The sequence below is a fragment of the Roseivirga sp. AWQ4_251 genome (assembly GCF_056158225.1).
In genome coordinates this window covers 2,419,833-2,446,578 of sequence record NZ_JBSWSW010000001.1, presented here as the reverse complement: position 1 = coordinate 2,446,578, position 26,746 = coordinate 2,419,833, and the positions used below count along the sequence as shown (strand labels likewise).

At 39.0% G+C, this 26,746-nt stretch carries 14 protein-coding genes; 8 read left to right on the top strand and 6 right to left on the bottom strand.

Features of this window, described 5'->3' with window-relative positions; genetic code table 11:
* Nucleotides 1-82 precede the first annotated feature (82 nt).
* Nucleotides 83-2,470, top strand: a complete 2,388-nt coding sequence (locus ACXACJ_RS10680) for an ABC transporter permease (protein ID WP_475134355.1) — start codon at nt 83-85, stop codon at nt 2,468-2,470.
* A gap of 64 nt (nt 2,471-2,534) precedes the next feature.
* Nucleotides 2,535-4,877 (top strand): ABC transporter permease, encoded by a 2,343-nt coding sequence (locus tag ACXACJ_RS10675; RefSeq protein WP_475134354.1) that lies wholly within the window; start codon nt 2,535-2,537, stop codon nt 4,875-4,877.
* Nucleotides 4,878-4,934: 57 nt separating this feature from the next.
* Here ACXACJ_RS10675 and ACXACJ_RS10670 read toward each other — a convergent pair whose 3' ends face one another.
* Both ACXACJ_RS10670 and ACXACJ_RS10665 read right to left on the bottom strand, forming a co-directional pair.
* The gene (locus tag ACXACJ_RS10670; RefSeq protein WP_475134353.1) at nt 4,935-6,068 is read right to left on the bottom strand and encodes an AEC family transporter; all 1,134 of its coding nucleotides are present in this window, start codon (nt 6,066-6,068) and stop codon (nt 4,935-4,937) included.
* A 36-nt stretch (nt 6,069-6,104) separates the two neighbouring features.
* Entirely contained in the window at nt 6,105-7,289 is a 1,185-nt protein-coding gene (locus ACXACJ_RS10665) for a pyridoxal phosphate-dependent aminotransferase (RefSeq protein ID WP_475134352.1), read from the bottom strand.
* A gap of 445 nt (nt 7,290-7,734) precedes the next feature.
* Between ACXACJ_RS10665 and ACXACJ_RS10660 the strand changes: the two genes are divergently transcribed.
* The 5 genes from ACXACJ_RS10660 to ACXACJ_RS10640 are packed head-to-tail and all read left to right on the top strand — an operon-like array spanning nt 7,735 to nt 19,783.
* Nucleotides 7,735-10,131, top strand: a complete 2,397-nt coding sequence (locus ACXACJ_RS10660; RefSeq protein ID WP_475134351.1) for an ABC transporter permease — start codon at nt 7,735-7,737, stop codon at nt 10,129-10,131.
* A 13-nt stretch (nt 10,132-10,144) separates the two neighbouring features.
* Nucleotides 10,145-12,550, top strand: coding sequence for an ABC transporter permease (locus tag ACXACJ_RS10655; protein WP_475134350.1), 2,406 nt, complete (start codon nt 10,145-10,147; stop codon nt 12,548-12,550).
* Between the two features lies 1 nt (nt 12,551).
* A complete protein-coding gene (locus tag ACXACJ_RS10650) occupies nt 12,552-14,924 on the top strand; it encodes an ABC transporter permease (RefSeq protein ID WP_475134349.1) in 2,373 nt (790 codons plus the stop codon).
* A 34-nt stretch (nt 14,925-14,958) separates the two neighbouring features.
* A complete protein-coding gene (locus ACXACJ_RS10645) occupies nt 14,959-17,397 on the top strand; it encodes an ABC transporter permease (RefSeq protein WP_475134348.1) in 2,439 nt (812 codons plus the stop codon).
* Between the two features lie 10 nt (nt 17,398-17,407).
* Nucleotides 17,408-19,783 (top strand): ABC transporter permease, encoded by a 2,376-nt coding sequence (locus ACXACJ_RS10640; protein WP_475134347.1) that lies wholly within the window; start codon nt 17,408-17,410, stop codon nt 19,781-19,783.
* Nucleotides 19,784-19,835: 52 nt separating this feature from the next.
* Here ACXACJ_RS10640 and ACXACJ_RS10635 read toward each other — a convergent pair whose 3' ends face one another.
* Nucleotides 19,836-21,269, bottom strand: a complete 1,434-nt coding sequence (locus ACXACJ_RS10635) for an SDR family oxidoreductase (protein WP_475134346.1) — start codon at nt 21,267-21,269, stop codon at nt 19,836-19,838.
* A gap of 286 nt (nt 21,270-21,555) precedes the next feature.
* Between ACXACJ_RS10635 and katG the strand changes: the two genes are divergently transcribed.
* Nucleotides 21,556-23,802 carry a catalase/peroxidase HPI gene (katG, locus tag ACXACJ_RS10630; RefSeq protein WP_475134345.1) on the top strand — a complete coding sequence of 749 codons (2,247 nt, stop codon included), beginning with the start codon at nt 21,556-21,558 and terminating at the stop codon, nt 23,800-23,802.
* Between the two features lie 65 nt (nt 23,803-23,867).
* Here katG and ACXACJ_RS10625 read toward each other — a convergent pair whose 3' ends face one another.
* The 3 genes from ACXACJ_RS10625 to ACXACJ_RS10615 all read right to left on the bottom strand — a co-directional run bounded on the left by ACXACJ_RS10625 (nt 23,868) and on the right by ACXACJ_RS10615 (nt 26,566).
* A complete protein-coding gene (locus tag ACXACJ_RS10625) occupies nt 23,868-24,458 on the bottom strand; it encodes a hypothetical protein (RefSeq protein WP_475134344.1) in 591 nt (196 codons plus the stop codon).
* A 213-nt stretch (nt 24,459-24,671) separates the two neighbouring features.
* Complete coding sequence (locus ACXACJ_RS10620; protein WP_475134343.1) at nt 24,672-25,331, bottom strand: hypothetical protein; 660 nt, start codon at nt 25,329-25,331, stop codon at nt 24,672-24,674.
* Nucleotides 25,332-25,423: 92 nt separating this feature from the next.
* On the bottom strand, nt 25,424-26,566 hold the full coding sequence (locus ACXACJ_RS10615; RefSeq protein ID WP_475134342.1) for a GAF domain-containing protein: 1,143 nt from the start codon (nt 26,564-26,566) through the stop codon (nt 25,424-25,426).
* Nucleotides 26,567-26,746: the final 180 nt, after the last annotated feature.

Genomic DNA, 26,746 nt, shown 5'->3' with positions numbered 1-26,746 from the left:
CGAAATATAGGGGAGAAGGAGGGCGAGCAAAAGCCTTCCGAAATAGACAGTACATTCAACAAAACGCCAGACACCAAAAGACATGTTAAAGAACCACCTCAAGTCCATTTTAAGAAGTTTAAGAAAGAATAAGGGTTATGCGGCCATCAATATTTCGGGATTGGCCATCGGCTTTGCGGCAGCTATTTTGATCGCTATTTATGTGAATCAGGAATTCACTTATGATAAGCATTACAAAGATCACGACCGCGTATTTCGTTTAAGCCACCCAACTTTTGCGCTGGCTTCTATCGCTCAGCTTAACTATTTGCAGAATCAAATGGCGGGAATGGAAGCATGGGTAAACATTATGCCGAATCCAACTTCTACCATTAAATATGAAGGAGCGGGTTTCATTCAGAAAGACACCTATTATACCACTCAAGATTACCTTAAGGTGTTTTCTCAAAACTTCATTTATGGAAATCCAAAGTCGGCTTTGAATGATGTGAATTCACTCGTTTTGACAAAGTCCATGTCGGATAAAATATTTGGTGATAAAAATCCATTGGGAGAAGTGTTGGAGGTTTCCACTCAAATTTCGACCGATAATTACAAGGTGACTGGTGTAATTGAAGATTTGCCTAACAATACTTCATTGAAGTTTGGTGTACTTGCTCGTTTGCCTAAATCGTTTGAGGATCAAGTCAAAAATAGCTTTTCATTCACCACAGGTTATTCCTTTTTTAAAATGGAGGGTGATGTTGAGGTTGAAGATTTGAAAGAACAAGCAGATCAAATCTTTGCAGAACAGCGTCACGAACAAGCTAATTCAGGTCAAGATTTTGCTAATTATCGCAAGCAGATTCAAAGTGAATTGCCAGTGGTAATGAGTTTGACTGATATTCATTTGCATTCTAATGCCCAGTTTGAAGCGTCTTCTCCTGGCGATATTAAATACCTCTATATTTTCTTGGGAATTGCTGTTTTTATCATCGTTTTGGCGGCTATCAATTATATCAATTTATCTACCGCTCAGGCTTCAAAAAGAGCGAAAGAGGTTGGTGTAAGAAAAGTATTGGGTTCTTTTAAGTCAGATTTGATCAGCCGCTTTTTGGCTGAGTCAATCATGTTCTCTTTAGGGGCTGTTCTTATCGGTTTGGGTCTTTCTGAGGCATCTTTAAAATTGATGTCGGCTTCTGGTTTTTCCAACTTCAGCGTAAGTATTTATGATTTCCCTCTTATTTTAATCGCAGTGGTTTTCGTAGCGGTAATTACAGGAGTGCTTGCCGGTATTTATCCCGCTTTGATTCTTACTTCTTTCAAGCCTTCCTCGGTTTTAAAAGGCGATTATCGTTCCGGAGATAGTAGCAAAACGTTTAGAAATGCTTTGGTGGTTTTTCAGTTCGTGGTTTCGCTCAGTCTGGCTGTGTTCTCTGTTTTCGTATATCAACAACTCAATTATGGCTTAACCAAAGATTTGGGATTTGATAAAGACGGAGTAATTGTTTTGGACAACTCTAAATTTCAGTTAGGAAGGAATGATGAGAACGTTGATGCCTTTAAAAATGAATTACTTCAAATCCCTGCTGTCACGAATTTTTCAGGAGGCCATTATAGCATGATTGGCACTTTGCCTTTTACAAGCGTGATGGAAATAGGGGGAGAGGAAACGCTCTACCGCGCTCAGCATAAATATACCGACAGCGAGTTTTTGCCTACTATGGGTTTTAATCTAATTGAAGGCAGAAATTTTGAGGAGTCGATCGATCAAGATCGTTCTGTGGCGATTGTAAATGAGACTTTTGCCAAAATGGTTGGCGATGGTTTGTTCGAAAAGCATTTCAATGCCGGCAACAATGGCCGCGATGTCAAAGTGGTGGGTGTAGTGGAGGATTTTCACTACGCAGATTTCACCAAAGAAATTGGTCCAACTGTTTTCTTCCTTAGAGATTATAAATCTCAGTTTAACGTTCGTATTCAAGGAAATGATGTGCAGAACACCTTGGCTCAAATCAAGTCCGTGTATGCTCAATTTACGGATGAGCCTTTAGATTATTACTTCTTCGATCAGAGCTTCGATAAGCTTTTCGATACCGAAAAACGCATAAGTCAGATCATTACCATTTTTACAGGTTTAAGTCTCTTTGTGGCTCTTTTAGGAATGATCGGTTTGATTAGCTACAAGCTAGACCAGAGAATCAAAGAAATTGGTGTGAGAAAGGTGCTCGGAGCTAGCGTGTTTCAGATTCTTAGACTTTTCTCACTAGAAATGGTCAAGCTGATTTTTATTGCTCTTTTAATTACCGTTCCTCTTGGGTTTTATGCTACCGAAAGCTGGCTCAACAGCTTTGCTTTTCATATTGAAATTGGCGTATTGCCGTTCGTGTTAGTTGCTTTCGTTGGCCTTGGAATCACACTACTGATTGTAAGCCTAAGAACCTTGAAAACAGCTTCTATGAATCCTGTAGATACTTTGAGAACGGAATAGCCTTATATGATTAGGTTGTTCAAGGCCTTAAATCGATCCAGGTACGACATAAAAAAATATTGATATGTTAAGAAACCATTTTTTATCAGTGTGGCGATCTCTCAAGAAAAGCCCAGTTTTTACAGTTGTTAATATTCTCGGATTATCGGTTGGAATTGCAGCCTTTATTTTGATAGCGGTTTTTGTTAGAGATGAAATTACATTTGATCGCTTTCACCAAAATCATGATCGGATATATAGAGTTCTAACGGTCAATAAGGAAGGAAATCCACAACCTTTCCCTACGGCAATGATGGATCTAATCCCTTTATCTGTTCCAGAAGTTGAGAGGATTGCCAGAGTTCAGGTTTTAGGAGAAACTCTTATGGATTATGAAGGGAGTAAGGTTTTTGAAAAGGAGGTTTATGGTGTGGATGGCGATTTCTTTAAGATTTTCGATTTCTCCTTGAAGTATGGTAATGAATCAGAGGCTTTAGTGGCTGAAAATAGCGTTGTCATCTCCCGTTATATGGCACTCAAATATTTTGGTGAGGAGGATGTAGTTGGTAAGCATTTTCAAATGGCCGATAACAATAGGGAGGGAATAATCACTGGGGTTTTGAATGATATTCCTCAAAATTCAAGATTTCAATTCAATATCATTGTGCCGATTAGAAATATAAATAGTGGAGGCTTTAAATGGGCTGGACAAGGAGAGTTGTATGCTTTGATGAAAAATCCCGTTGACGAACAAGAGTTTGAAAGTAGGCTGTTAGATATTTCTGTTCAGAATGGTTTCGAAAATAAGTTCGATTTAAAATTTAAAGCTGAGAATTTTTCAAAGATTTATTTGGAAAGCGAGTTTTCACAAACGGCTTCTGGTGTTAAAGGGAATAAGGACTTTGTTTACATATTTTCAATTATAGGTTTGTTTTTGCTCCTTTTGGCTGTAGTTAATTATATCAACTCTGCTACAGCAAAGTCGCTTGCCGCAGTTAAACAAATCGGGATTAAGAAAATTATTGGAGCGAGTAAAGCATACTTAAGTTTTCAATTGTTTTTAGAAACAATGGTTTTGGTAATTGTTTCTGTGGTAATCGCTGCTGCTATAGCTGAATACTTCCTTCCCACACTTAACACACTATCGGATAAGAATCTTGGATTGAACTATTTTTCAGATGGATTTATACTTTCCTTTTTGATCTTACTAATTCCTTTGGTTACTCTGCTTGCGGGACTTTATCCCTCTATTCTATTAAGTAGACCTAAGGTTTTACCTTTGATAAAGGGAGAAAATAGTATTGGTCGTGGAGCCCTCCGCAGGTACCTTGTAGTGTTTCAGTTTAGCATAACCTTAACTTTGCTTTTTGGAACTCAGTTGGTTAAAAAACAGATTGATTTCTTCTTAAAAGAAGATATTGGACTTGATTCTTCTGGGATTATTACTACACATATAGCAAGGGGAGTGCCTTACAGTCTTATAAAGAGCACTTTTGAAAATATCCCAGGAGTTCAGGCGGTTACCTCATCGCCTTTTCCTTCCAATGGAACAGTGAAAATGCCTTTGCAATGGACACTGAATAATGAAAATAAAATCGATGGAGTAGCCTATCAGGAAGTAGACGATAATGCACTTAAAGTTCTAGATGTTCATTTAATAGGCGGTCGAAATTTTATAGAAGGCAGCCAAGAGGACGAACTAGGAGCTATACTCATTAATGAGGCAATGATTGAGGTTTTGGGTTTTGAAAATCCAATTGGTGAGAAGGTGAAACTGCTGTCTCCCAACTATAAAATGGTAGAATATAATATTATTGGGATTACAGAAAACTTGAGGTTTAACCTTAAGCAAGAAGCTAATCCGGCTGTAATTATGCAGGCAAAAGGAAGGGTTTCTTCAGTTAACGTTAAACTAAATGAGGATGTCAAGGCCCAGACTATTCCTCTTTTGAGCAAAGCTTGGGACAAGATATCACCTAATACTCCGTTTGTTTATTCCGTAATGGCCGATGAGATCGAGGCAAACTATGAAAAGGAGCAAAAATTTGGTCTTGTGGTTCAGGTTTTTACTTGGATTGCCATGCTCATTGCAGGACTAGGTTTGTTTAGTTTGAGTGCTTTTATAATTCTTCAGAAGTATAAGGAAATCGGTGTAAGGAAGGTTTTAGGAGCTACTGTGTTGGGTTTATGCTTGCGTTTTCTTAGGTATTATTTCGGATTGGTGGGAGTCTCCTCAATTATTGCTATTCCCATTGCATATTATCTTCTCAATTCTTGGTTGGCGAATTTTGCTTATCGAATTTCAATTGGTGTAGATGCTTTTCTGATTGGAATTAGTGTTTCAATGCTTTTAGTGGTGTTTTCTGTTGGTTATCAATCTGTTAAAGCTGCTATTGCAAATCCTGTAGATACCTTGAGAACGGAATAGGATAGATACATCAACTTTGGTGGATTAGGTTTCTGCCAAGGTTGTAAACTCGTTTTTTCACTCTGTTTGTTCTACAAGTCGGCCTTCTTTGTTTGTTGCTTGAGCTTTGAGATTGGCATAAGCTTTTTTAATAAGGCTTGGCAAAACCCCAATTCCTAAAAGTGCCGAACCTAAAATAAGGAGTGTAGGAAGGTTGGCAAAAGTAGATCCAGTTGAAAGAATGCCTAAAATCAAGATGGTTGAAAAAGGTAGCGAACAGGCTAAAATTAGAATGGCAAACTCTGTGTCGAAAGTCCTTTTCTGATCAGGAACGTCCTGCGAACTTTCTTTGGCATCGAAAGCTGACATATGAGCAAAGGGCCAAAAACTGGCCGAGCTCAAAGGGAAAACCACGGCTAACAAAATAGCCCCCGGCCCCGTTAGGCCGAGGACTAAAATAATCAGCGCACTCAGAAGTATTGAAATGCCTGCTCTGCAGCTGAGAACGGCAAGTACTTTTCCCAATCCTTTTCTGCTCAATTTGACGGCCAGGCCAATAAACATCAACACCAATGGCGTCATGATGGCGCTCAGTCTTACAAAGGAGTCCGAAAGGAATGTTGGTAGATTTTCAAGGTTGAAGCCAAAGGCTAAAAGTCCGATGGCTAAAAGAATGATTACATTGATGGGTTCTTGCAATAGCGATAATGCCAAGCTTTTGATTTTGCCTTTTGAATCTGAACTATCTCCGCTGTTGTTGGCGTAGTACCAGTTCATGGCCATAATGTAAAGGAAAATCAAAACGAAGATTTTGTTGCCGACATCGGCCAAAGCTGCATTCGCTAGTTGTTCTTCGCCCAGATATTCTAGAATAAAAGGAAAACACGATAAACCTGGCGCCAAAGAAGGTACTAACATCATTAAGGTTCTTCCTTTTGGTGAATGTCTTTCAATGTCAAAAAAACGAAGAATTACCGGAGTTAAAATGAACAATATAAAGTTGAAGGCTAAAGCAATAACCGGCAAAAACAATAATGACACATTGATTTTTACGCCCATAAGTGCCACAAAAATGGTGGCAGGCAGCGCAACGGCCAGTATAATGTTTTTAATGCCATTGACCTGATCTTTGCTTTTGAACTTACTTTTTAGCAGTAAACCAATGGCAATAAATAAGAGGCAGGTCAGGGTTTTTGCTAAAGCAGAATCCATGTATTTCGAGCGTCTTTTTTGAGTTTGAAAGCCTGATTAACCAATCACTTTTTCGAATGCATCCGTAAATAATTTCATTTCTTTCATGGTGCCCATGCTCACTCTACACCATGGGCGATCGTAGATGTCGAACGTACGAACTCCGATTCCTTCTTCGCTCATTTTGTTTAGGAATGGTCTTCCGGAAAGTTCTTTCAAAGGGAAAATCATAAAGTTGGTATGTGATGGAACCGGCTCAAATCCCATGGCGGTAAGCCTATCAACTGTGAATTCTCGAGCTTCTTTGTTGAGCTTTCTTGATTTTTCCTGAAAAGCAAGGTCATCCATACTAGCCGTTGCTGCGGCAATACTGGTGTTTGAAATGCCCATTCCGCCTCGGGTGATTTCGTTGATGGATTTTAAGGTTTCTGGCAAAGCACATATGTAACCCACTCTGAGACCTGCCATGCCATGAATTTTGGAGAAAGTTCTAGCTACGATAACGTTTTTGTCTTCGGCAAGAAGTTTAACCATGCTTTGACCATCCGCGCCTTCTACAAAATCTAAATATGCTTCGTCAACGAAAACGGGCACTTTGTCGGCTACTCTAGAGCAAAAATCGTAAAGTGCTTGATAGGAAGTGATTGTTCCCGTTGGGTTATTCGGGTTACAGATGTAAACCATTTTGGTGTCGCTGTCTATGGCGGCTTCCATTGCGTCTAAGTCGTGTGACCAGTCAGCTTTTAGAGGAACGCTCTTCCATTCTCCGCCTACAGATTTCACCACATTCATTAACGACATGTAAGAAGGGTCAGCAGAAAGTACGGTACCTCCATTCATAAAAAGTACAAGAGCGGTTTTTTCCAATAAATCCGAAGATCCTGGCCCCATCATGATGTGGTTGGCTGGAACTCCTTCTTTTTCCGAAATTTTAGAAACTAAGGTGCTCAATGTTCCCCATCCGTAACGGTTTCCGTCAGAAATCACTGTTTTCAACGCTTTCATCGCCTCGGGTGATGGGCCATATGGATTTTCATTGGCGTTTAGTTTGGCCAACATTTTTGGAGGAGTAACCGTGGCAATGTGTTCTCTAAAAAGAGGAGTGTGAATGATTCTTCCTTGATTATCGAACATAGGGCGACTTGCCGTATCGGCCCAACCCATATTAGGCAGCAATGAAGCGCCACCAATTGTTAGTAATCCAGTTTTCAACCAATTTCTACGATTCATTTGCTGCGACATAATATTGTGTGATTTAGTGAAGTCGGAATTTCCTCTTGTTTTAGCGTGATTTGATTTCTAAAGGTATTGAAGAAAGCCCTTGATGTGAAACATTATGTAATTTGATACTTATTCGGTTTAAAAACAAACGTGAAATCGAATGCATTTTGTTTTATTGGTTAATAGTGGTTTAAAATTGAACTGATATTAATGTTTAATCTGGAATTGTGTCTCGATGTGGTTCTTTTCCGTTGCTGTCAATCTTCTAATTAATTCGTGTAAAACTGTATTAAAAACAAACACTTGGATGTATTGAAAACAAACGATTTTAAACGTTTGTAAATTCTATATTTGATTTAAGTTATTGATAATCAATTGTTTGTTTGTTTGGCATTAGGTTTGAATCTGCGCATTGGACTTTTATGTATTTTGTTTTCCATTCCAGCGCAAACTTTATGTCGTAATCATGATTAAAAGCTACTTTGTACTTACCCTAAGAAGACTTAAAAAGGATCGGTTTTTCGCTTTTCTCAATATCACAGGCCTAACCATTGGCGTGGTTTGCTTTATTCTTCTCGCGCTTTATGTTCAGAATGAACTTTCGATAGATCAATTCCACAGTAAGTCTGATAGGATTTATGTCATAGGTGAAAACGTAAGGAGTGTTAACGGCCCAGAGAAATCTGCGAGATACAGAACGAGCTATGCTGCACGATTGAAAGACAGAATTCCGGAATTGGAACAAATGGCTATGGTTCATCAAGAAGGAGATGAAATACTGGTTAAATCAGGTCAAGAGGGGTTTTATGAAAGAAATGTTTTCTGGGGGAATAATGAACTGTTCGAAATTTTCGATTTCCCCATTATTGAAGGAAAAGCAAATCTTGATGCACTTGATAAGGCTGTAATTACTGAAAGCATGGCTCAAAAGTACTTTGGCGATGCTAACCCGATTGGTCAGCTGTTGGATGTTGATGGATTTGGCAAATATGAGATTACAGCAGTAGCGAAGGATATTCCGAAAAATTCGAGCATTCAATTCAATATCGTTCTATCAAACGTGAAATCGGTAAAGGAGGCTGAATTAGCCTTTGATTTACAGGGTGGTAGTATTGTAACAGCCTTCGTTTTGATGCCTGAAAATACTGAGTTGGAAGCAGTGAACGAAAAAGTAGCGACTTTGATGCTCAACGAATGGCCAGAACACTCTGTTAAAAAGGACGAAAATGGAGAACTCATTCAATCCATGTATTTTTTCCCTTTTAAGGATATGTATTTGAGGTCAAGGTTTTCATGGACTCAGTTTCCTGTAAGTGATATTCGCTACGTTTACTTATTCAGCAGTATTGCTCTGCTCATTTTAGTAATTGCCTGTTTAAACTATATCAATCTTGTTACAGCGCGTTCTATTCAAAAATCTAAAGAAATTGGGTTAAGAAAAGTTTTTGGCGCGGATAGAAAGCAGATTTTCAGGCAGAATATGTTTGAGTCTTTCCTCTATACATTTTTGAGTGTTATGATCGCTTTTGCAATTGCTGAAAGGCTTTTGCCCTATTATAATAATCTGATCGAAAAGGAGCTAAGCCTATCTTATCTCAGCTTGGAGTTTCTTGTTTTTGTTTTTGGCCTTAGCTCAATCGTGGGTTTTGCTTCGGGTGTTTATCCCGCATTGCGACTGAGTAGTTTCAAGCCCATTGCTTCGTTGCATGGGGCGAGTAAAGCGAAGGAGAAATCTGGGGTTCGAAGAGGACTTGTGTTTTTTCAGTTTTTGGTAGCTCAAGCCTTAATTATCGCCACGGTGATCATCCAATCGCAGCTCAGTTATTTGCAAAACACCGATTTGGGCTATAATAGAGAAAACATTCTGTTTATACCTACTTATAAAGAGTTGGGCGAAAAGGCGAAGGTTTTTAAAGATGAAGTTGCCAAAATTTCGGGTGTCAAAACATTATCATTATCCGATGAAATTATCGATGCGAGTGGGATTGTTTTTGGCACTTTGAAAGAGATAGGAGGAAATGAAGAAGCTTCAGATGAAGAGTATCTAATATCATATTATTTCAATGTTGATGCTGATTTTTTAAAAACAATGGGCATGAGAGTTGCTTCTGGACAGAGCATTGATGAAATAGCTAAAATTAACTCAAAAGATAAGATTATAGTATCGAAGGCTACGGTTGAAAAGCTGGACTTAAAGGATCCTATTGGAAGAAGAATCAACCTTTTGGGAGGAGAACGGGAGATTGTGGCAGTCATAGACGATTTCCATAATGAAACGCTCAAAAACGAATTAATGCCAGTCGTTTTTGTGATCAATGATAAAGCCAGTGGATATTTAAGCGTAAGGTTCGAATCAGGACAAACCCGAGAAGCCCTTTCTTCCATAGAAGATTTGTGGTATTCTATGGTAGATGACAGACCTTTCAAATTCAGGTTTTACGATGATTACTATGATGCGAACTATCGTAGCGAAACGCGCTTGGGCAAAACCTTCAATGTGTTTTCAGGTATTGCCATAGCAATCTCAATTTTCGGTTTAGTGGGGCTTTCTGCCTTTGCGGCTGAGCAGCGTTTAAAGGAATTTGGTATTAGAAAAGTATTGGGGGCTTCAGTAAAACAGCTGATTGCGCTTATGTCCAAAGAGTTTGTTCTCCTCATTATATGCTCATTTTTGGTCGCATGCCCAATCGCCTACTTCGGTTCAAATGATTGGCTCGATAGCTTCAAATATCGCATTCAGGTTACGCCTTTCACATTTACAATTGGCTTATTGGTCACTTTGGTCATCGCCATTTTATCGGTGTCTTATCAGTCACTAAAAGTAGCAAAGGGAAACCCAGCAGAAATACTCAGAAACGAATAATCTCAACAACACAATGGTCAAAAACTATCTTAAAATTCTTCTAAGAAACTTCGCCCGAAATAAGGCTTTCACACTTATCAATATCAGTGGCCTTACGCTAGGTATTACTTGCAGCTTAATTATGTTCCTGATTGTGAAGCAGGAATTGAGCTTTAACCGCTATCACGCTAATCTGGATTCGATTTATCGCATTGGCCATGTCGATGTGGAAGATGGCCGTGAATACACTCAAGGTGGAGTTCCGCTGGTTATGCCAGAAGCGATTAAGAATGAAGTAGTAGGGGTTAAGGAAGTAACCTTGATTGCACATGAGAGGTATGGGTTGATCTCGGTTACCGATCAGTCGGGAAATGTGAAATATTATGAAGAAGATCCTGAACTGGTTTATATAGAACCCAATTTCTTTAAAATCTTCGATTGGAAGCTTTTGGATGGAGAGGTTGAGCAAAGTTTTACTCAGCCCAATATGGTTGCCTTGAATGAAACTTTAGCAAAGAAATATTTTCCGAATGAGTTGGCAGTAGGTAAAACCATTCGCTTAGATAAAAAGACGGACCTCAAAGTTGTGGCTGTTTTAGAAGATGCTCCTAAAAACTCCGATTTCCCATTTGGCATTTTCGTTTCCATGGAAACCAAGAAAAGCGTTGAAAAATGGAGCGATAATTTATGGGGAAGCATTTCCAGTGACAATGTGGCTTTTGTTCAATTGGAGAATAATGTTACGCCAGATCAAATTGAAGCTCAGTTTCCGGCTTTTATAGAAAAGCATTGGGATAAAGAAACGAGTGAGTTTAGATCTTTTTTATTGAGCTCTTTGCGAGAATATCATTTTGACAATCGCTTCAATACATTCAGCCAGCGAACAGCCCCTAAATCCATTCTTTATACTTACGCCATCATAGGCTTGTTTTTAATTGTAACGGCTTGCGTTAACTTCATCAATATGTCTACCGCAATGGCGGTTAAGCGAGCTAAGGAAGTGGGCATGCGCAAAGTATTGGGCAGCAGCAGAAGGCAATTGATGTTGCGCTTTTTGGGTGAAACTTTCGTAATCACGCTCTTGTCTCTGCTACTATCTATGGGGATTGCAGAAAGACTTTTGCCTCTGGTAATTAATGATTTTATGGGGATTGAAATTCCGTTCTCTCCATTAAAGGATGTTGCGCTTTTAGGCTTCTTGTTAGGCACTTTAGTCGTGGTGTCGGTTTTGGCAGGCGTTTATCCCGCTATTGTACTTTCAAAGGCCAAACCAATCAATGCTTTAAAAGGCACCATGACTTCAGGAAAGGGAAATTTATTCTTACGTAGGTTTTTAGTCTTCTTTCAGTTCTTCCTTTGCCAGGTACTTATTTTCGGAACCATTGTAGCGGTTAGGCAAATGAATTTCTTTATGTCTACCGATATGGGTTATGATCAAGAAGGAATTGTAAACCTTTACTTACCGCCATCGAACAAAACCACTCTAGACGCATGGGCTTCAAGAATACAAGATATACCGGGTGTTGAAACTTTTTCTTTCAATTTCAGACCTCCGTTTTCAGGTTCTATATCGGCTACTAATGCTTATTACTATAAAACTGATAGTGTTAGAGACGAGCTGACAACCCAACTTAAAATGGCGGATGAAAATTATTTAAGAACCTATGGTCTTCGCTTATTAGCAGGTAGTTGGTTGCCAAAAAGTGACACCCTAAACGGTTTTGTTGTAAATGAAGCCTTCTTAAAAAAGGTCGGAATAGAAAGCCCTGTGGATGCAATCGACCAAAGAATGCGTCTTGGTGGTAGAACTATGGGGACGATTGTAGGCGTGGTAAAGGATTTTCATACGGGAACTCTGGAAAGCGAAATTGATCCCGTAACGCTGTATAACGATGTTCGCAACTATCGCACTTTGGGTGTAAGGGTGAATATGCTGAGAGCTTCTGAGGTGCTTAAGTCTCTTGAAAAAGTTTGGCAAGACATTCATGAAGAGTATGAATTCGATTATCAGTTCGTTGACGAAAATATTGCAGAGTATTATGAAAGTGAGCGAAAAATGTCGGAGATGCTCACTGTTTTTGCAGCCATAGCCATATTTATTGGCTGTTTGGGCTTGTACGGTTTGGTTTCATTTATGGCCAATCAAAAAGCCAAAGAAATAGGAATCAGAAAGGTGCTCGGAGCAACGGTATCGAATATCATGACGCGCTTTTCTATGGAATTTGTTGTATTAGTAAGCTTAGCTTTTCTGGTAGCTGCCCCATTGGGGTATTTTCTTATGGAAAGCTGGCTGAATCAATATGCGTATAGCATTTCAATCGGCCCCATTATTTTCTTGGTAAGCATTGGTGCATCCTTACTGATTGCTTTGCTAACAACGGGTTACAGATCTATGCGCGCTGCTACGGCAAATCCAGTTAGTTCATTGAGAGACGAGTAAAATGTTAAGTCATTTTCTAAAAGTAACCGTACGATCATTGGCGAAAAGAGGCCTACTTTCTTCGCTCAATATTGGTGGCTTAAGTATTGGGATTGCCTCGTTCTTGGTCATTGCTCTTTATGTTTTTCAAGAAACTTCCTACGAAAAGAGTTTTGCCGATAATAGTAGAATCTTCAGGCTTGAAGAGCATTTTTTAAGTATGGGGCGGCTGGCCTGGACTACCAATAATCTTCAGTACAAACTCAATGACATCCCTGAAATTGAAGAGTATACCAAGCTGAATGTAGAAAGAAAGGTAAAGCTGCAAGTAGAAGATCAAAAAGTGGAGGTCAACAAACTTCTCAGGGTTGATCCTTCATTCTTCAAAGTCTTTGATTATCCTTTGCAAGGGAAAGTTGAAAATGCAATACAAGGGCCTGGTGATGCTGTGATTTCCGAAGCTTTTGCCAAAACACTTTTCAGGAATGAAAGCCCATTGGGAAAAACCTTTAAAACGGAAGGAGATGAGGTTTTTGTGGTTAAAGGGATTGTAGAAAATCCTCAACTTAAATCTCACTTGGATTTTGATGTAGCGGTGTTCAATAATCAAAATCAGGCATATTCTGACGGTGTATGGTTTGGAATCGGTGGCTATACTTATGCGAAAACTGCCAAAGGAACTTCAACGGAGCAGTTGAAGGCAAAATTGGACGATCTCACTGAGCGATTTGTGTTTCCAGTAGTCTATACCCAAAGCGATCTTACTTTCGATGCTTGGCTACAAGGTGAAAACAAGGTGGAGTTTTTTGCCAAGCCTATTGCAGATATTCACCTCAATTCTAAGCTTCAGTTTGAAGTAGGGGGCAATGGTGACAAGCAAACTGTTATCACTTTGGGCATTGTTGGCTTGTTTATATTGATTATTGCTGCCATTAACTTTATGAACCTGAGTACAGCAAAAGCTTCGCAGCGAACTAAAGAAATTGGTGTCAGAAAAGTTTTAGGATCGAGGAAGTCTAGCCTTATTTATCAGTTTCTTTCTGAGTTTATTTTGGTTACTTTTTTTGCTGCGTTAATAGCAGCTGGCCTTTCAGAACTGTTTTTGAACTTGATTAATCAGCAGTTGGGTTCGGTAATCAGTGTCTCGCTTTTGAGCTATCCCAAGCTGATTTTATACCTCTTTATAGGGGCTTTGGTGTTGGGTGTGCTTTCTGGGCTTTATCCTGCATTCTACCTTTCTTCCGTTAAAATGATTCCGCTTTTGAAGGGAATGCAATTGGCCAGAGTACTCAACATGAACTTTGCCAAGCTGATGAGAAACGGGCTGGTAGTGCTTCAATTCACGCTTTCCACAACGCTTATTATTGCTGCCATTTTTATTTACGGTCAGCTAAATCATATGCGAACCATGGATTTGGGTTTTGCCAAAGAACAGGTTTTCGTAGTGAAAAACGCTTCTATTTTGAAGGATGACAAACAGGCTTTCAGAAATGAAGTTTTGAGATTGCCTGAAGTTACAGATGCAAGTTTTTCGTTTAGGCTTCCTGCCGATGGAGCATCAAATATTACATCCACAATGTTGGATGAGGAGACTTCTTTCTCTTTTCAAGGATTTCAAACAGACCAGCATTTCAGTAATACCCTTGGCTTAGAAATGAAAGCTGGAGAATGGTTGAACGAGAATATGCCTTCGGGCGATTCACTGGTGGTTCTTAACGAAGCAGCCATTGCTGGTTTGGGTTTGAAAGATCCAATCGGTAAATCTTTTGACGGTTATCGGATCATTGTTGGTGTGGTAAAGGATTTCAACTTTGGTATTCTGAAGGAAGAAATTGGGCCTGCCATGTTCTGGAAAAGCGAAGAACATTTCTCCAAATTGGCTATTCGTTTAAAAGCCGATGTAAATCCGACCGAAGCTATTGCTAAAATCTGGAGCCAGTTTACCAACGAAGAATTGGAGCTTTATCCCTTAGATCAAAATTTTGCAGCTCAGCTCAATTCCGAGAAACAAACCGCAGATGCCATTCTCGTTTTTACCATTCTTGCGATTCTGGTGTCTTGTTTGGGCTTGTTTGGTTTGGCAGCATTTACGGCCGATCAGCGTTTGCATGAATTTGGTATTCGCAAGGTATTGGGTGCCAAGGTTACTGATATTGTGAAGCTCTTTAGTTTCGACTTTGTAAAACTGATTGTGTTGGCATTCTTGTTTTCGGTGCCTATTGCCATTTGGGGAGTGAATCAATGGCTTCTAGGTTTTGCGAACCGGATTTCCATTACAGCGGGAGCGTTTATTGTAGCGGGATTTTTAGCGGTTGGTATCGCTTTTCTCACTGTACTTTTTCAATCTCTGAAAACAGGAAGACTCAATCCTGTTGACACGCTTCGAAACGAATAATTAAAAAGAATTTTAGCTCAAAACTGAATCAAACATGCTGAAATATAATCTAGTTTTTGCCCTTAGGAGTTTCAGAAAATCAGGCACCATACACTTTATAAATTTGCTTGGGCTAACGCTCGGGTTGAGTGTTTTTTTTCTGATTTCACTTTATATCTATCAGGAAAAGAGCTACGAAAGTGATTTTACACATAGGGATAGAATCTATCAACTCAGCCACACCATGATAGGTTATAAGATGGCGATGGGTGCTCCTAATTTACCCTATGTGCTCCATGAAATACCAGAAGTAGAAATGTTTACCAGTTTTAAAAAACGGAATTCAACTCCTCTTCTTTTAGAAGGAAAGGAAGGGATTGCTACTGTGTTGTATGTTGATTCAGCTTTTTTGAATGTTTTCGATTTTGAGCTTCTTCATGGCGATAGAGAAACGGTTTTAGATCAGCCTAATTTTGCCGTAGTCAGCGAAGATAAAGCCAAAGAACTTTTTGGTTCTGTGGATGTGGTTGGTAAACTTATAAATATCACGAAATACGATAGAGATAGTTCATACCAAGTTCCCGTAATTATAAAAGGAGTAAGCAAGGCTCCTCAATTTAAAACGCAATTAAACTTTGACGTACTTGTTTCCGAACAGCGGCTTGCGGGAAAAGAGCTTACACTTGATGATTGGCAAAGTTCGAGTTGTTATAATTATGTGGTAACTGCTCCTAATACTTCAATAGCCAAATTGGACCAGCGTTTATTTGATTTGAGTTACAAATATGTTTACCCTAAAACAGTAAAAGGAATTGGTTTAAATGAAGATGAATGGAGGGCTGAACCACTTTATTGTGGTTTTTATGCTGAATCAATATCTGGTTTGCGTTCAGAGTCTAAGACAAGCGGAAATTTAATGCCGACCTTAGATAGCACCCAACTTAGGACACTCTTTATCATCGCATTTGCTACACTTGTAATTTCAATTTTCAACTTTGTAAATATTTCTACTGCCAGAGCCTCCGTAAGAATGAGAGAAGTAGGAATAAAAAGAATAATGGGCTCCAGCAAAAGTTGGTTGATTTTTCAGTTTATATCCGAATCCTTTTTGCTCATTTTGCTGTCATCTATACTCGCTTTGGCCTTGGTAGAAGCTATTGTAAAGCTTAAGCCGACTTCTTTGGGTATAGTTGTGGACTATTCAGTGCTACATTCTCAGGAATGGATTATTGGATTGGTGCTATTCATTTTTGCGCTTACACTTCTTGCAGGTATTTATCCAGCACTTTATCTCTCTAGTGGTAAGCTTATTTCGATTTTAAAAAACGGTTATTCCAAAAATAGTTTCAACGTTCTCAATGCCGCTGGCTTAAGAAGGTTCGCTACAATTCTTCAATTTGTATGTTCTATAGGCTTAATAGCTTCGGTGATTACTATGTTTCTGCAAGTTGATCATCTTAAAACGCGAGATATTGGCTATGATAGTGGTAATGTAATTGTTTTGGATAATACATATGGGCTGGGATTGTCGAAAAATACTTTCAAGAATGAACTGCTTAAGTCTTCTTCTGTACACGCTGCGGCTTATGCAAATCGACTTCCAAGCTCGAATGAGTTGAGTAAACCACTGATGGTTCCTATCAATGACAGTACGGAAATTCCTTTCAGTACTTTTGAAGTGGATAATGCCTTTTTTGAAGCAATGTCTATGAAGTTTATTGCAGGGACTTCATTTAAAGGAGAGGCTTCGCATACAAGTTTGGAAGAAAGCAGCGGTCGGTATTTTCCAGTAATTATGAATGAAGTAGCTGCCAAACTTATGGGTTTTGAGAATCCAGTTGGAGAAGTTTTTTACGAAAAAGGAAAAGTAGTAGGAGTAGTTCAAGATTTTGTTTTTAGTGATTTAAGGCAAGAAGTTGGCCCTGTAGTTTTTACAAGAAAATCGAGCGATAAAAAACATACGTTTGGCTATCCCTTAGTGGTTAAAACAAAATCAGGATTGGCAGACATAGCTGAAATTCAGAAGGTTTGGTCGTCTTTTTCTGAGAATGAGCTAAAGTACCATTTATTAGAAACTAATTATTCAAAGTTATTACAGATTGAAATACAGGGATTTAAGGCGGTTTTGGTTTTTTCGGTGTTTGCAGTAATCATTTCTTGTTTAGGGCTTTTAGGCCTGGCCATTTTTATTGTAGACCAACGCACTCATGAATTTGGTGTCCGTAAGGTATTGGGTGCCTCCGTTTTTGATATAATGAAGCTCTTCGGAGGTGGTTTTGCCAAGCTTATGCTCATTGCTTTTCTGCTTGCCCTGCCAATTTCAATTGAACTTATGAGGAATTGGCTGTCTAATTATGCCGACCGAATCGACTTGAACTTTTGGGTTTACCTGCTTACAGCTCTCATTATTAGTGTCGTTGTTATGGCCACAATTCTTTTTCAATCCCTAAAAGCTGGAAGACTCAATCCTGTTGACACGCTTCGAAACGAATAAATTTATTTAAATGCTATCAAATTACTTCCACATTATTTTCCGAAGACTTAGAAAAGAAAAACTCTATTCGTTAGTCAATATTTTTGGACTTACCGTTGGTCTTTCTTCGTTTCTATTGATTGCTCTTTATGTTCGTGATGAGTTAAGCTTCGATCAATTTCATGAAAAGAAAGAGGCTCTTTATCGCGTATATCAAACTAATCTTGAAACCTCAAAAAGAAGAGGCTATACGCCACCTGATTTTGCTGAATATCTAGCCAAAGATATTCCTGCAGTTGAGGGATTCGTAAGAATGACAAGTTTAGGAAGTAAAAGTTTACTTCAGTATGATAACAAAGGAATTTATGCTGAGAAGGGATTTTATGTGGATGCTAGTTTTTTTGAGCTTTTCAGCTTTAAACTCATCGAAGGAACTGCCAAATCTGTTTTTTCCAATCCTCATAATGTTGTGCTCACTGAAGAACTTGCAAAGAAGCTTTTCGGCAAACAAAACCCTGTGGGTAAGACCTTCAAATTGAATAAAGAAAAGGAATTTCTGGTTACGGGGATTTGCGAGAACCCACCCAAAAATAGCCTTATTCAATTCGAATTTTTGATTGCCAAAGGAGATGAAGAAATGCTTGATACTTCGAGTGATGGTACTCTTACCAATTTGGCTACATTTTTATATCTGCCTCATCAGCCGAACCTTGAGAAACTAAAGGAGCAAATGAATGAATCGGCCAAGGGAACACCTTATTATGAGATTTTCTTGGAAGGGGATGAATTTGACTTTCTACCGCTAGTGGATCAACGTTTAAAAAGTGGTTTTGAATATGGGCCATTTAAAACTGGAGATATTAAGTTTATTTACCTTTTTATAGGAATAGGTACTGTGATATTGCTTTTGGCTGTAATCAATTATGTGAATATGGTTACTGCCAGGTCTATTAAAAGAGCTAAAGAAATTGGTTTAAGAAAGATCATTGGCGCTCAAAAAACTCAACTTATTCAGTATCAACTGCTAGAGTCCGTAATGGTGACAATGTTTTCTTTGTTGATCGCTTTTGGTGTGACTGAAAGATTGTTGCCTTATTTTAATCAACTTTCCGACAAAGCCATTGAGCTGGATTATTTTGGTTATGAATTCCTCTTGGTGGTTCCTGTATTCGGTTTGTTTTTAGGATTATTGACAGGGCTTTATCCTTCATTCTACATTGCCAGATACAAGCCTTTGGCTCTTATTAAAGGTAATCAGGGAACGGCTGTAAGTAAAAATGGGCTGAGACGGGTTTTGGTTGGCTTTCAATTTTTAGTGGCAAGCATAATGATTTTAGTAACTGTCATTATGCATTCTCAAATGAAATATATCAGCCAAAAGGACCTAGGTTTCGATCAACATCAATTGGCCTATATTCCTTTGTTCGAGGATTTGAAAGGAAGTTCTCAGGTACTGAGAAATGAAATATTGACCATGCCTAATGTGGCTTCCGCTACCATTACCGGTTGGATGTTCGGAGATTACAGTACAACCTCGAGGTATGCCGGTGTTGTGGATTGGGATTCTTCTGAAAGACCGCCTTATAGCATGGTAACTGTAATTGATGCAGATGAAAGTATTGTAGAAGCTCTTCAACTTAATGTAATAGAAAAGAAGGCGGGTTTTAATTTTGATCAGCTAGACTCAACCAATATGGTGGCAACCGCTTCTCTTATCGAGAAACTGGGTTGGGAGGGAAGCTCCATAGGTAAATATCTCTATGATTATTCTGGAAAGAAAAGGGAAATTGTAGCCTTGGTGAGTGATTTTCATTCGGCTTCGATGAAAACGGAGATGGCTCCCACAGTAATTGAAAATAGTGACATACGGGGCAGTGAAAATTTACTGATAAGATTCAACAATGGAGAAATTGATAAAACCTTATCGGCTATTCAAGCTAAATATGAGAGTTTATTAAACAGGCCTTTTGAGTATCAATTCATGGATGTAGCTGTAGACCGTTATTATCAAGAGGAATCTAAACAAGTAGCACTGTTCAATACTTTTTCGAGCTTGGCCATATTCATTTCCTTATTGGGCTTATTAGCGATGACAACCTATTCGGCAGAACAAAGAAGAAAAGAAGTAAGTATTCGAAAAGTACTTGGCGCCTCTCTTAAGCAACTGATCTTTTTAATCAATAAGGAGTACTTGTGGTTAATTATTATTGCTTTTACCATAGCCACTCCTGTTGCCATTTATGCCATTCAAGATTGGCTTACTCAGTTTAAATATAGAATAGCAATTTCACCATTGATTTTTGTGTTCGCCTTGCTTGGTTTTGTGGCCATCAATCTAGTCACCACACTTTTCTATTCATTAAAAGTGTCAAGAGCTAATCCTGCTGATACATTAAGAGAAGAGTAAATAAATGGAAATGGAGGTTTCTTTGTGAACAATATTAATTGCAAAGAAACTTCTATTCGCTTTTGGCTAATTTCGAAATCATACCATTGAAAATGAAGCCGTGAAACGGGTAGACTGAAGCCCAATAGAGTCTGCCCAATAATCCTTTCGGTCGAAAAGTCGCGGTTTGCGTTAAACACTCATTTTCTATTCGAAACTCCAGCCAAGCTTCTCCGGGAAGCTTCATTTCAGCAAAGAGTAGAAGTCGCCCTTCATTTTTATTCGCATATAGTACGCGCCAAAAATCAAGTGTATCACCCGAGTTGATTCTGTTCAAGCTTGTCCTGCCTCTTCTCAAACCCACGCCACCAATCATTTTATCCATAAAACCGCGAATTTTCCACATCCAGTTGCCGTAATACCAGCCTGTTTCTCCGCCTATGCGCCATATCCTTTCAATGCAAGCCTCTTTATTGTCGTATGTTTTTTTTCTGAAATCTTTGAAACAACCAAACTGAGGTACATTTAAGAAGTCAGAAATTTTATAGTCTAATCTGCCGCTGATGGTAGAGTCTTTCCAGCTTGAGATAATTTCGTTTTGTTCAATGCGCTCAAAGGCCTTTTCAATGGCTTCTCGGTAACTCAAGGGCTCACTGGCCAGCAGTTTCATCAATCGATCATCTTTGGCGATCACTTCAATCTTCATACTATCGACCAAAGAAGAAGCTAAATTGTAAGAGGTGGAGGTAACAAAGTAGAGCCAATACGATGAAAGCCGGGGCGTCATTACGGGTACTGTTATAATGAGACGTTTCAGCTCTCGTTCAATAGCAAAACCCAGTAGCATTTGTTTATAAGTGAAAACCTCATTTCCAGCTATATCAAAACTTTGATTAAAAGTTTGAGAATTTCCAATTACACCAGTTAAGCATTTGATCACATCGCGGATAGCAATCGGCTGGCATTTTGTCTTAAGCCATTTGGGCGCGATCATTACAGGGAGTTTTTCGACTAAATCCCTGATAATTTCGAAAGATGCACTTCCTGAGCCAATGATGATTCCCGCTCTTAAAGTTGTAAGCGCATAAGAGCCTTTTCCTAATTCGTTTTCTACCTCTTTTCTGGAATTAAGGTGTTTTGAAAGACTTTCTGAGTTCACGATTCCTCCGAGGTAAACCACTTGCTTGACGGCTGTATGTTCAAGTGCTTCTCTAAAGTTTATGGCCGATTGTTTCTCTAGCTGGTCGTAGTTTCTGGAGGCGGTCATCGAATGAACCAAATAGAAGGCTACATTGATGTCAGAAGGAATATTGTCAAGCGAAGCTCCGTCAGTTAAATCGTTCTCGATGATTTCAATTTTGGAAAGAAGAGAAGGGTTGGGATTGAACTTGTTTTGGTCGCGAACGCAACAAACCACCTTATGGCCTTCCTTTACCAACACGGGTAAAAGTCTTTTCCCTATGTACCCGGTTGCTCCTGTGAGTAATATTTTATAAGATTTTCTCAAACTTTTTGCTGCTCAGTAATCTTCATTTTAAAAATAATGCTGAACCAAATTGTTTAAAAATTGGGCAAATCTTTCTCTGGAATTTCTATTCAAATCTTGCATCGAATAAGCCCATTTTCTTTCGCTTTTAGCAGAACAAACCCTAACTTATAAGAGCTCAAAAGGAGCTGTTGGAGTCATAAGTGTGGTCGATAGAGTATAGATTATATAAATACGTATCTCAATGATATAACTAATATAAATCCGAAATTTAATCTCGTAAGTAAATCAATAATTAAATCACATTATGGAACAGAATAACCCTCACGGCCATTCACACGATGCCAAGCTGCACGATGTAAATTCAGGCGATGCGAACAAATGCCCCTTCATGAGTGGCAAATTAAATCACAGCGCTGGCGGTGGAACTTCAAATCGTGATTGGTGGCCAAACCAATTAAAGTTGAATATTTTAAGACAACATTCATCACTTTCTAACCCGATGGATGAGGATTTCAACTATGCTGAAGCATTTAAATCTTTAGACCTAAATGCGGTAAAACAAGATCTTTTCGATTTAATGACCGATTCTCAAGAATGGTGGCCAGCGGATTACGGACATTATGGTCCTTTCTTTATTCGTATGGCCTGGCACAGCGCAGGTACTTATAGAATTTCTGATGGCCGAGGAGGTGGAGGTTCTGGTTCGCAGCGTTTTGCACCATTAAACAGCTGGCCAGATAATGCCAATTTGGATAAAGCCCGTCTGCTACTTTGGCCAATCAAGCAGAAATACGGTAAGAAAATCTCTTGGGCTGATTTGTTGATTCTTGCAGGAAACTGCGCACTGGAATCAATGGGTTTTGAAACTTTCGGTTTCGCTGGAGGTAGAGAAGATATTTGGCATCCGGAAGAGGATGTGTATTGGGGTAAAGAAACCGAGTGGCTAGGAGACAAGCGTTATTCTGGCGATCGCGATCTGGAAAATCCTTTGGCTGCCGTTCAAATGGGGCTAATTTACGTAAATCCTGAAGGCCCAAATGGAAATCCTGATCCTGTAGCTGCCGCTCGTGATATCAGAGAAACTTTCGGCCGAATGGCTATGAACGATGAGGAAACGGTAGCATTAATTGCTGGTGGTCACACTTTTGGTAAAACTCACGGTGCTGCCGATCCTAGTAAATATGTGGGAAGAGAGCCAGCAGCAGGTAGTATTGCTGAGCAAAGCTTAGGTTGGTCTAACTCATTTGGAACGGGCAATGCTGGTAGCACAATTACCAGTGGCTTGGAAGGTGCTTGGACTACAACACCAACCCAATGGAGCAATAACTTCTTCGAGAATTTATTTGGCTATGAGTGGGAATTGACGAAAAGTCCAGCAGGTGCTCATCAGTGGACGCCTAAGAATGGTGCTGGTGCTGGTTTGGTTCCTGATGCTCATGACGAATCTAAAAGCCATGCTCCATTTATGTTGACCACAGATTTGGCTTTAAGAATGGATCCTGCTTATGAAAAGATTTCGAGAAGATTCTTCGAGAACCCAAGTGAGTTTGCCGATGCTTTTGCTAGAGCTTGGTTTAAATTGACTCATAGAGATATGGGGCCTAAGGCTAGATATTTAGGACCAGAAGTGCCAGCCGAGGATTTGATTTGGCAAGATCCAATTCCTACAGTAGACTATGAATTGATTGATGAAAGTGATATTGCTGCACTAAAGTCTAACATATTGGCTTCAGGTTTGTCAATTTCAGAATTGGTGTCTACAGCATGGGCTTCGGCTTCAACTTTCCGTGGTTCTGATATGCGTGGAGGTGCAAATGGTGCACGAATCCGTCTTTCTCCGCAGAAATATTGGGCTGTAAACAATCCTTCTCAACTTTCTAAAGTTCTTGACACTTTAACAAGCATTCAAGAAGAATTCAACTCTACACAAACTGGTAATAAGAAGGTTTCTATTGCTGATCTTATTGTGCTTGGCGGTTGTGTTGGAATTGAGCAAGCTGCTAAAAATGCAGGTCATGAAATCACAGTTCCGTTTACGCCAGGTAGAGCAGACGCATCGCAAGAGCAGACTGATGTAGAAGCATTTTCTATTTTAGAGCCTGCAGCCGATGGTTTCAGAAATTATGAAAGAAGTAGATATGCAGTTTCAGCTGAAGAAATGTTGATCGATAAAGCTCAGCTTTTAACCTTAACTGCTCCTGAAATGACGGTTTTGGTTGGTGGAATGAGAGTGCTGGACACTAATTATGATAATTCCACTAATGGTGTATTTACTGATCATGCAGAAACTTTGACAAACGACTTCTTCGTAAACCTACTTGACTTAGGTATTAAGTGGAGAGCTGTTTCCGAAGCTGATGATCTGTTTGAAGGTAGAGATAGAAAAACAGGTGAGGTCAAATGGAAAGGCACACGTGTAGACTTGATTTTCGGTTCTAATACTGAATTGAGAGCATTAGCTGAAGTCTATGCACAAAGTGATGCTAAAGAGAAGTTTATCAAAGACTTTGTTGCCGCTTGGGACAAAGTGATGAATTTGGACCGATTTTAAATCAGCCTAGATAATAATGAAAAACAAAAGCAGCTCAATTGAGCTGCTTTTGTTTAAAAAGGTCTTTAAAACCTATAAACCATAGAGAGGCGAGCCGAACCATTAGAAAGACCAAAGAAGAATTGATTTCTGGTGACCTTACTTTCTGATAAATCGTTATTCACGGTAGTATTTACGCTATGAGAATAACCAACATTAGGAAGTATTTCAGCACCTAAAAAAAGATTATCGGCTATTTTAAAATTCGATCCTAAGACAAATTGAAGTTGGTTGCTGTAAACAGAGGCTTTGGAAGAATTTGCACTGTTATTGGTTTCACCTTTTGCTCCACTATAAGAGAAAGCTAAGTCCAGGCCATACCTCAATACAAAATTTTCAGAAATTGGTTTTCTGCCTTCTTTACCAATTTCAAAACCAATACCCCCTTGTTTATTATTTGAATTGGTATTTGCGGACTTTGTATCCGTAATTGAACCAGAGATAAAAACGGTTCCAAATCGCCATAGGCTTTTGTCGTTGCCCACGCGATAGGTCATCCCAAAATTATCTAAGTTATTAAAGGTAATCCCTGCCTCATGAACTTTAGGAGTAGGGGATTGGGCTGATGCCATTACTGAAATGAAAAGGCATACTGCAATGATTGTGAGTTTTTGCATGAATTTTAGTTTTTAGGTAGTTTAACTAAAGAATTGTCAAATTCGCTATACTCAATAATTGTGCCTTCTACGTGGTTTTTCTAATATTAAATTTGCTTTCTTGAATAATTATAGTCTTCAATGTCAAAAGCGCAAACTCAAATATCCAAAATGCAAAAAGGCTCATTGTTTAGAATGAACCTTGTAAGTGAAATATTAAATAGTTTTTGATGTTTAGCCTATTTCATCAAGGCAAGTAATTTCCTCCTCTTTATCCTTAAGCTTCAAAAGCATTTCAAATTTTTTGAGAACAGCCTTACTTTCATTACAGTCTACTTCTTGATTTGGAGTATCAACCGATTGGGGATTTTCTTCAGAGGAAGATTTGGTGGTGAATTTCTTTTCTAAACATTTAATTGATTCTTGGTTCACGAAATAGAAACGTTTTTCTACGATCTCATCCTTAGTTCCATTTTCAGATTGTGAGCCTTCGTCAAAGCTCCAGCCTACTTCATCATAAAAAGCAAAAAACAACTGGTTGTCTTTGATGTAATATTGGTCAGTGGCTGAAAAATGGCTGTATTCACTATAAGAATGCACAATCATTCTGACTCCGGTTTTATCGGATAAATAGGTTACTTTCCCATTTTTCTCACCGTAGCAGTCATAAGAAAAGGAGGCTGTGTCTAATTGTTTTTTAGCGCGTTGCGAAGTAATGAAGTCGAACTCTGATCGGATATCTTCAATGTTTCTAATGCTAGCAACACCTCCTTCGGAAGATGAATTTAGCTCAGTTTCTTGCTTGGAATTGCTAACGGTTTCTTGTTCAGTTTTCTTTCCTTGGCAGGAAAATAGGAATATAACGATTAAAGCTGCGAACGAAATTCTGATCATAATCTGAGTTTATTAATTATACCAATTATGCCAGAGTTTGTTCTGGAGCAGGTATAGAAAATGATGATGTAATGGTGGAATGACTGAAACTATCAATCGATAGCGGCAACGCTGGTCAATTCACTTTTTTTGGAATCGTAAATTTTATAGAGTTTACGGGTGAAGTCATCGAGTTCCGCTGATACTAGCTTGATGTTCGATACAATCTGTTCCTTTTCGTGTTGGTTGGCTTCCGAAAGATCTTCAAAAAGATTTACCAAACCTAGTAGAGTAGCCACTGGTCTTCTAAGTACATGCGAAATATCGAAAGATATTTTCTCCAAAGTATTCTCATACTCCTTCTGCAAACTAATATCCTGAATGGTGCCATACCACATAATATCACCATTGGGCTGTTGTTCGAGTTTAGCCTTTCCACGGTGCCAACGTGTAATCTGATCTTTATTGATGACCCTATATTCAAAATTCCAGTCTGTCATAGTTTCAACAGCAAAAGCCATTGACTTTTTAACAATCGGGAGATCTTCAGGATGCACATTATCAAAAACAGATTCAGGGTTTTGTATGATGTACTCGGGTTCTAAGTCAGGGTGAATAAAAGAGAGGCCGCCACTTGCAAATTCGAAGTGGTTTTTTCCATCCTTTGTAAGCCTGTAAAGATAAATAGCACCATGAAAATTGGAGGTAAGCATTTGTAAACGATGGGCATTTGACTCAATTTTCTCAGCGAGATCAGACATCGTTTTCCGGGTGTTCAAATGATCCATAACCCTTTTTGCCAGGAGTTTTAAAACTTCAATCTGACTATCGGAGATCTCTCGAAATTCATTATCCAGCACACAGAGCGTGCCTAACACATTGCCCTGAGGGCTGATTAATGGCGCACCCGCGTAAAATCTAATGTTGGTTTTGCTGGTGACCAAATCGTTGTCTTGAAATCGATTATCCAGATGTGGATGACTCACAACCAGTACTTCTTCAGGATTAGCGAGTGTGTAATGGCAGAAGAAATCTGACCGTGTGGTTTCGCTTACCGAAAAACCAATTGTTGATTTAAACCAATGTCTTTCTTCATCGATTAACGAAATCAGAGAAATCGGCATATCGCAAGACAGTGCTGCGATTTTTGCAATTTCATCAAGTTCGTTTTCTGGTAAAGTATCTAAAATCTGATAGCTTAAAAGATCTTTCAGTCTTTCGCTTTCATTCACAAAATCGTTCCCCACAGTGTTCATTGCGAAATCAAAAAAATGGCCGGTACATAGTGTTTAAGTGTATTCACCAAATGTAATAAAATTTATAAGATTCAAAGGATTAAAAATGTGTTGTATGGAGTTTGCGAAAGAGATTATCGATATTTTGAGAAGTAAGATTTCGCCAAACTTTTCCTTGGTGTAAAGGTTCTTCAACTAAAG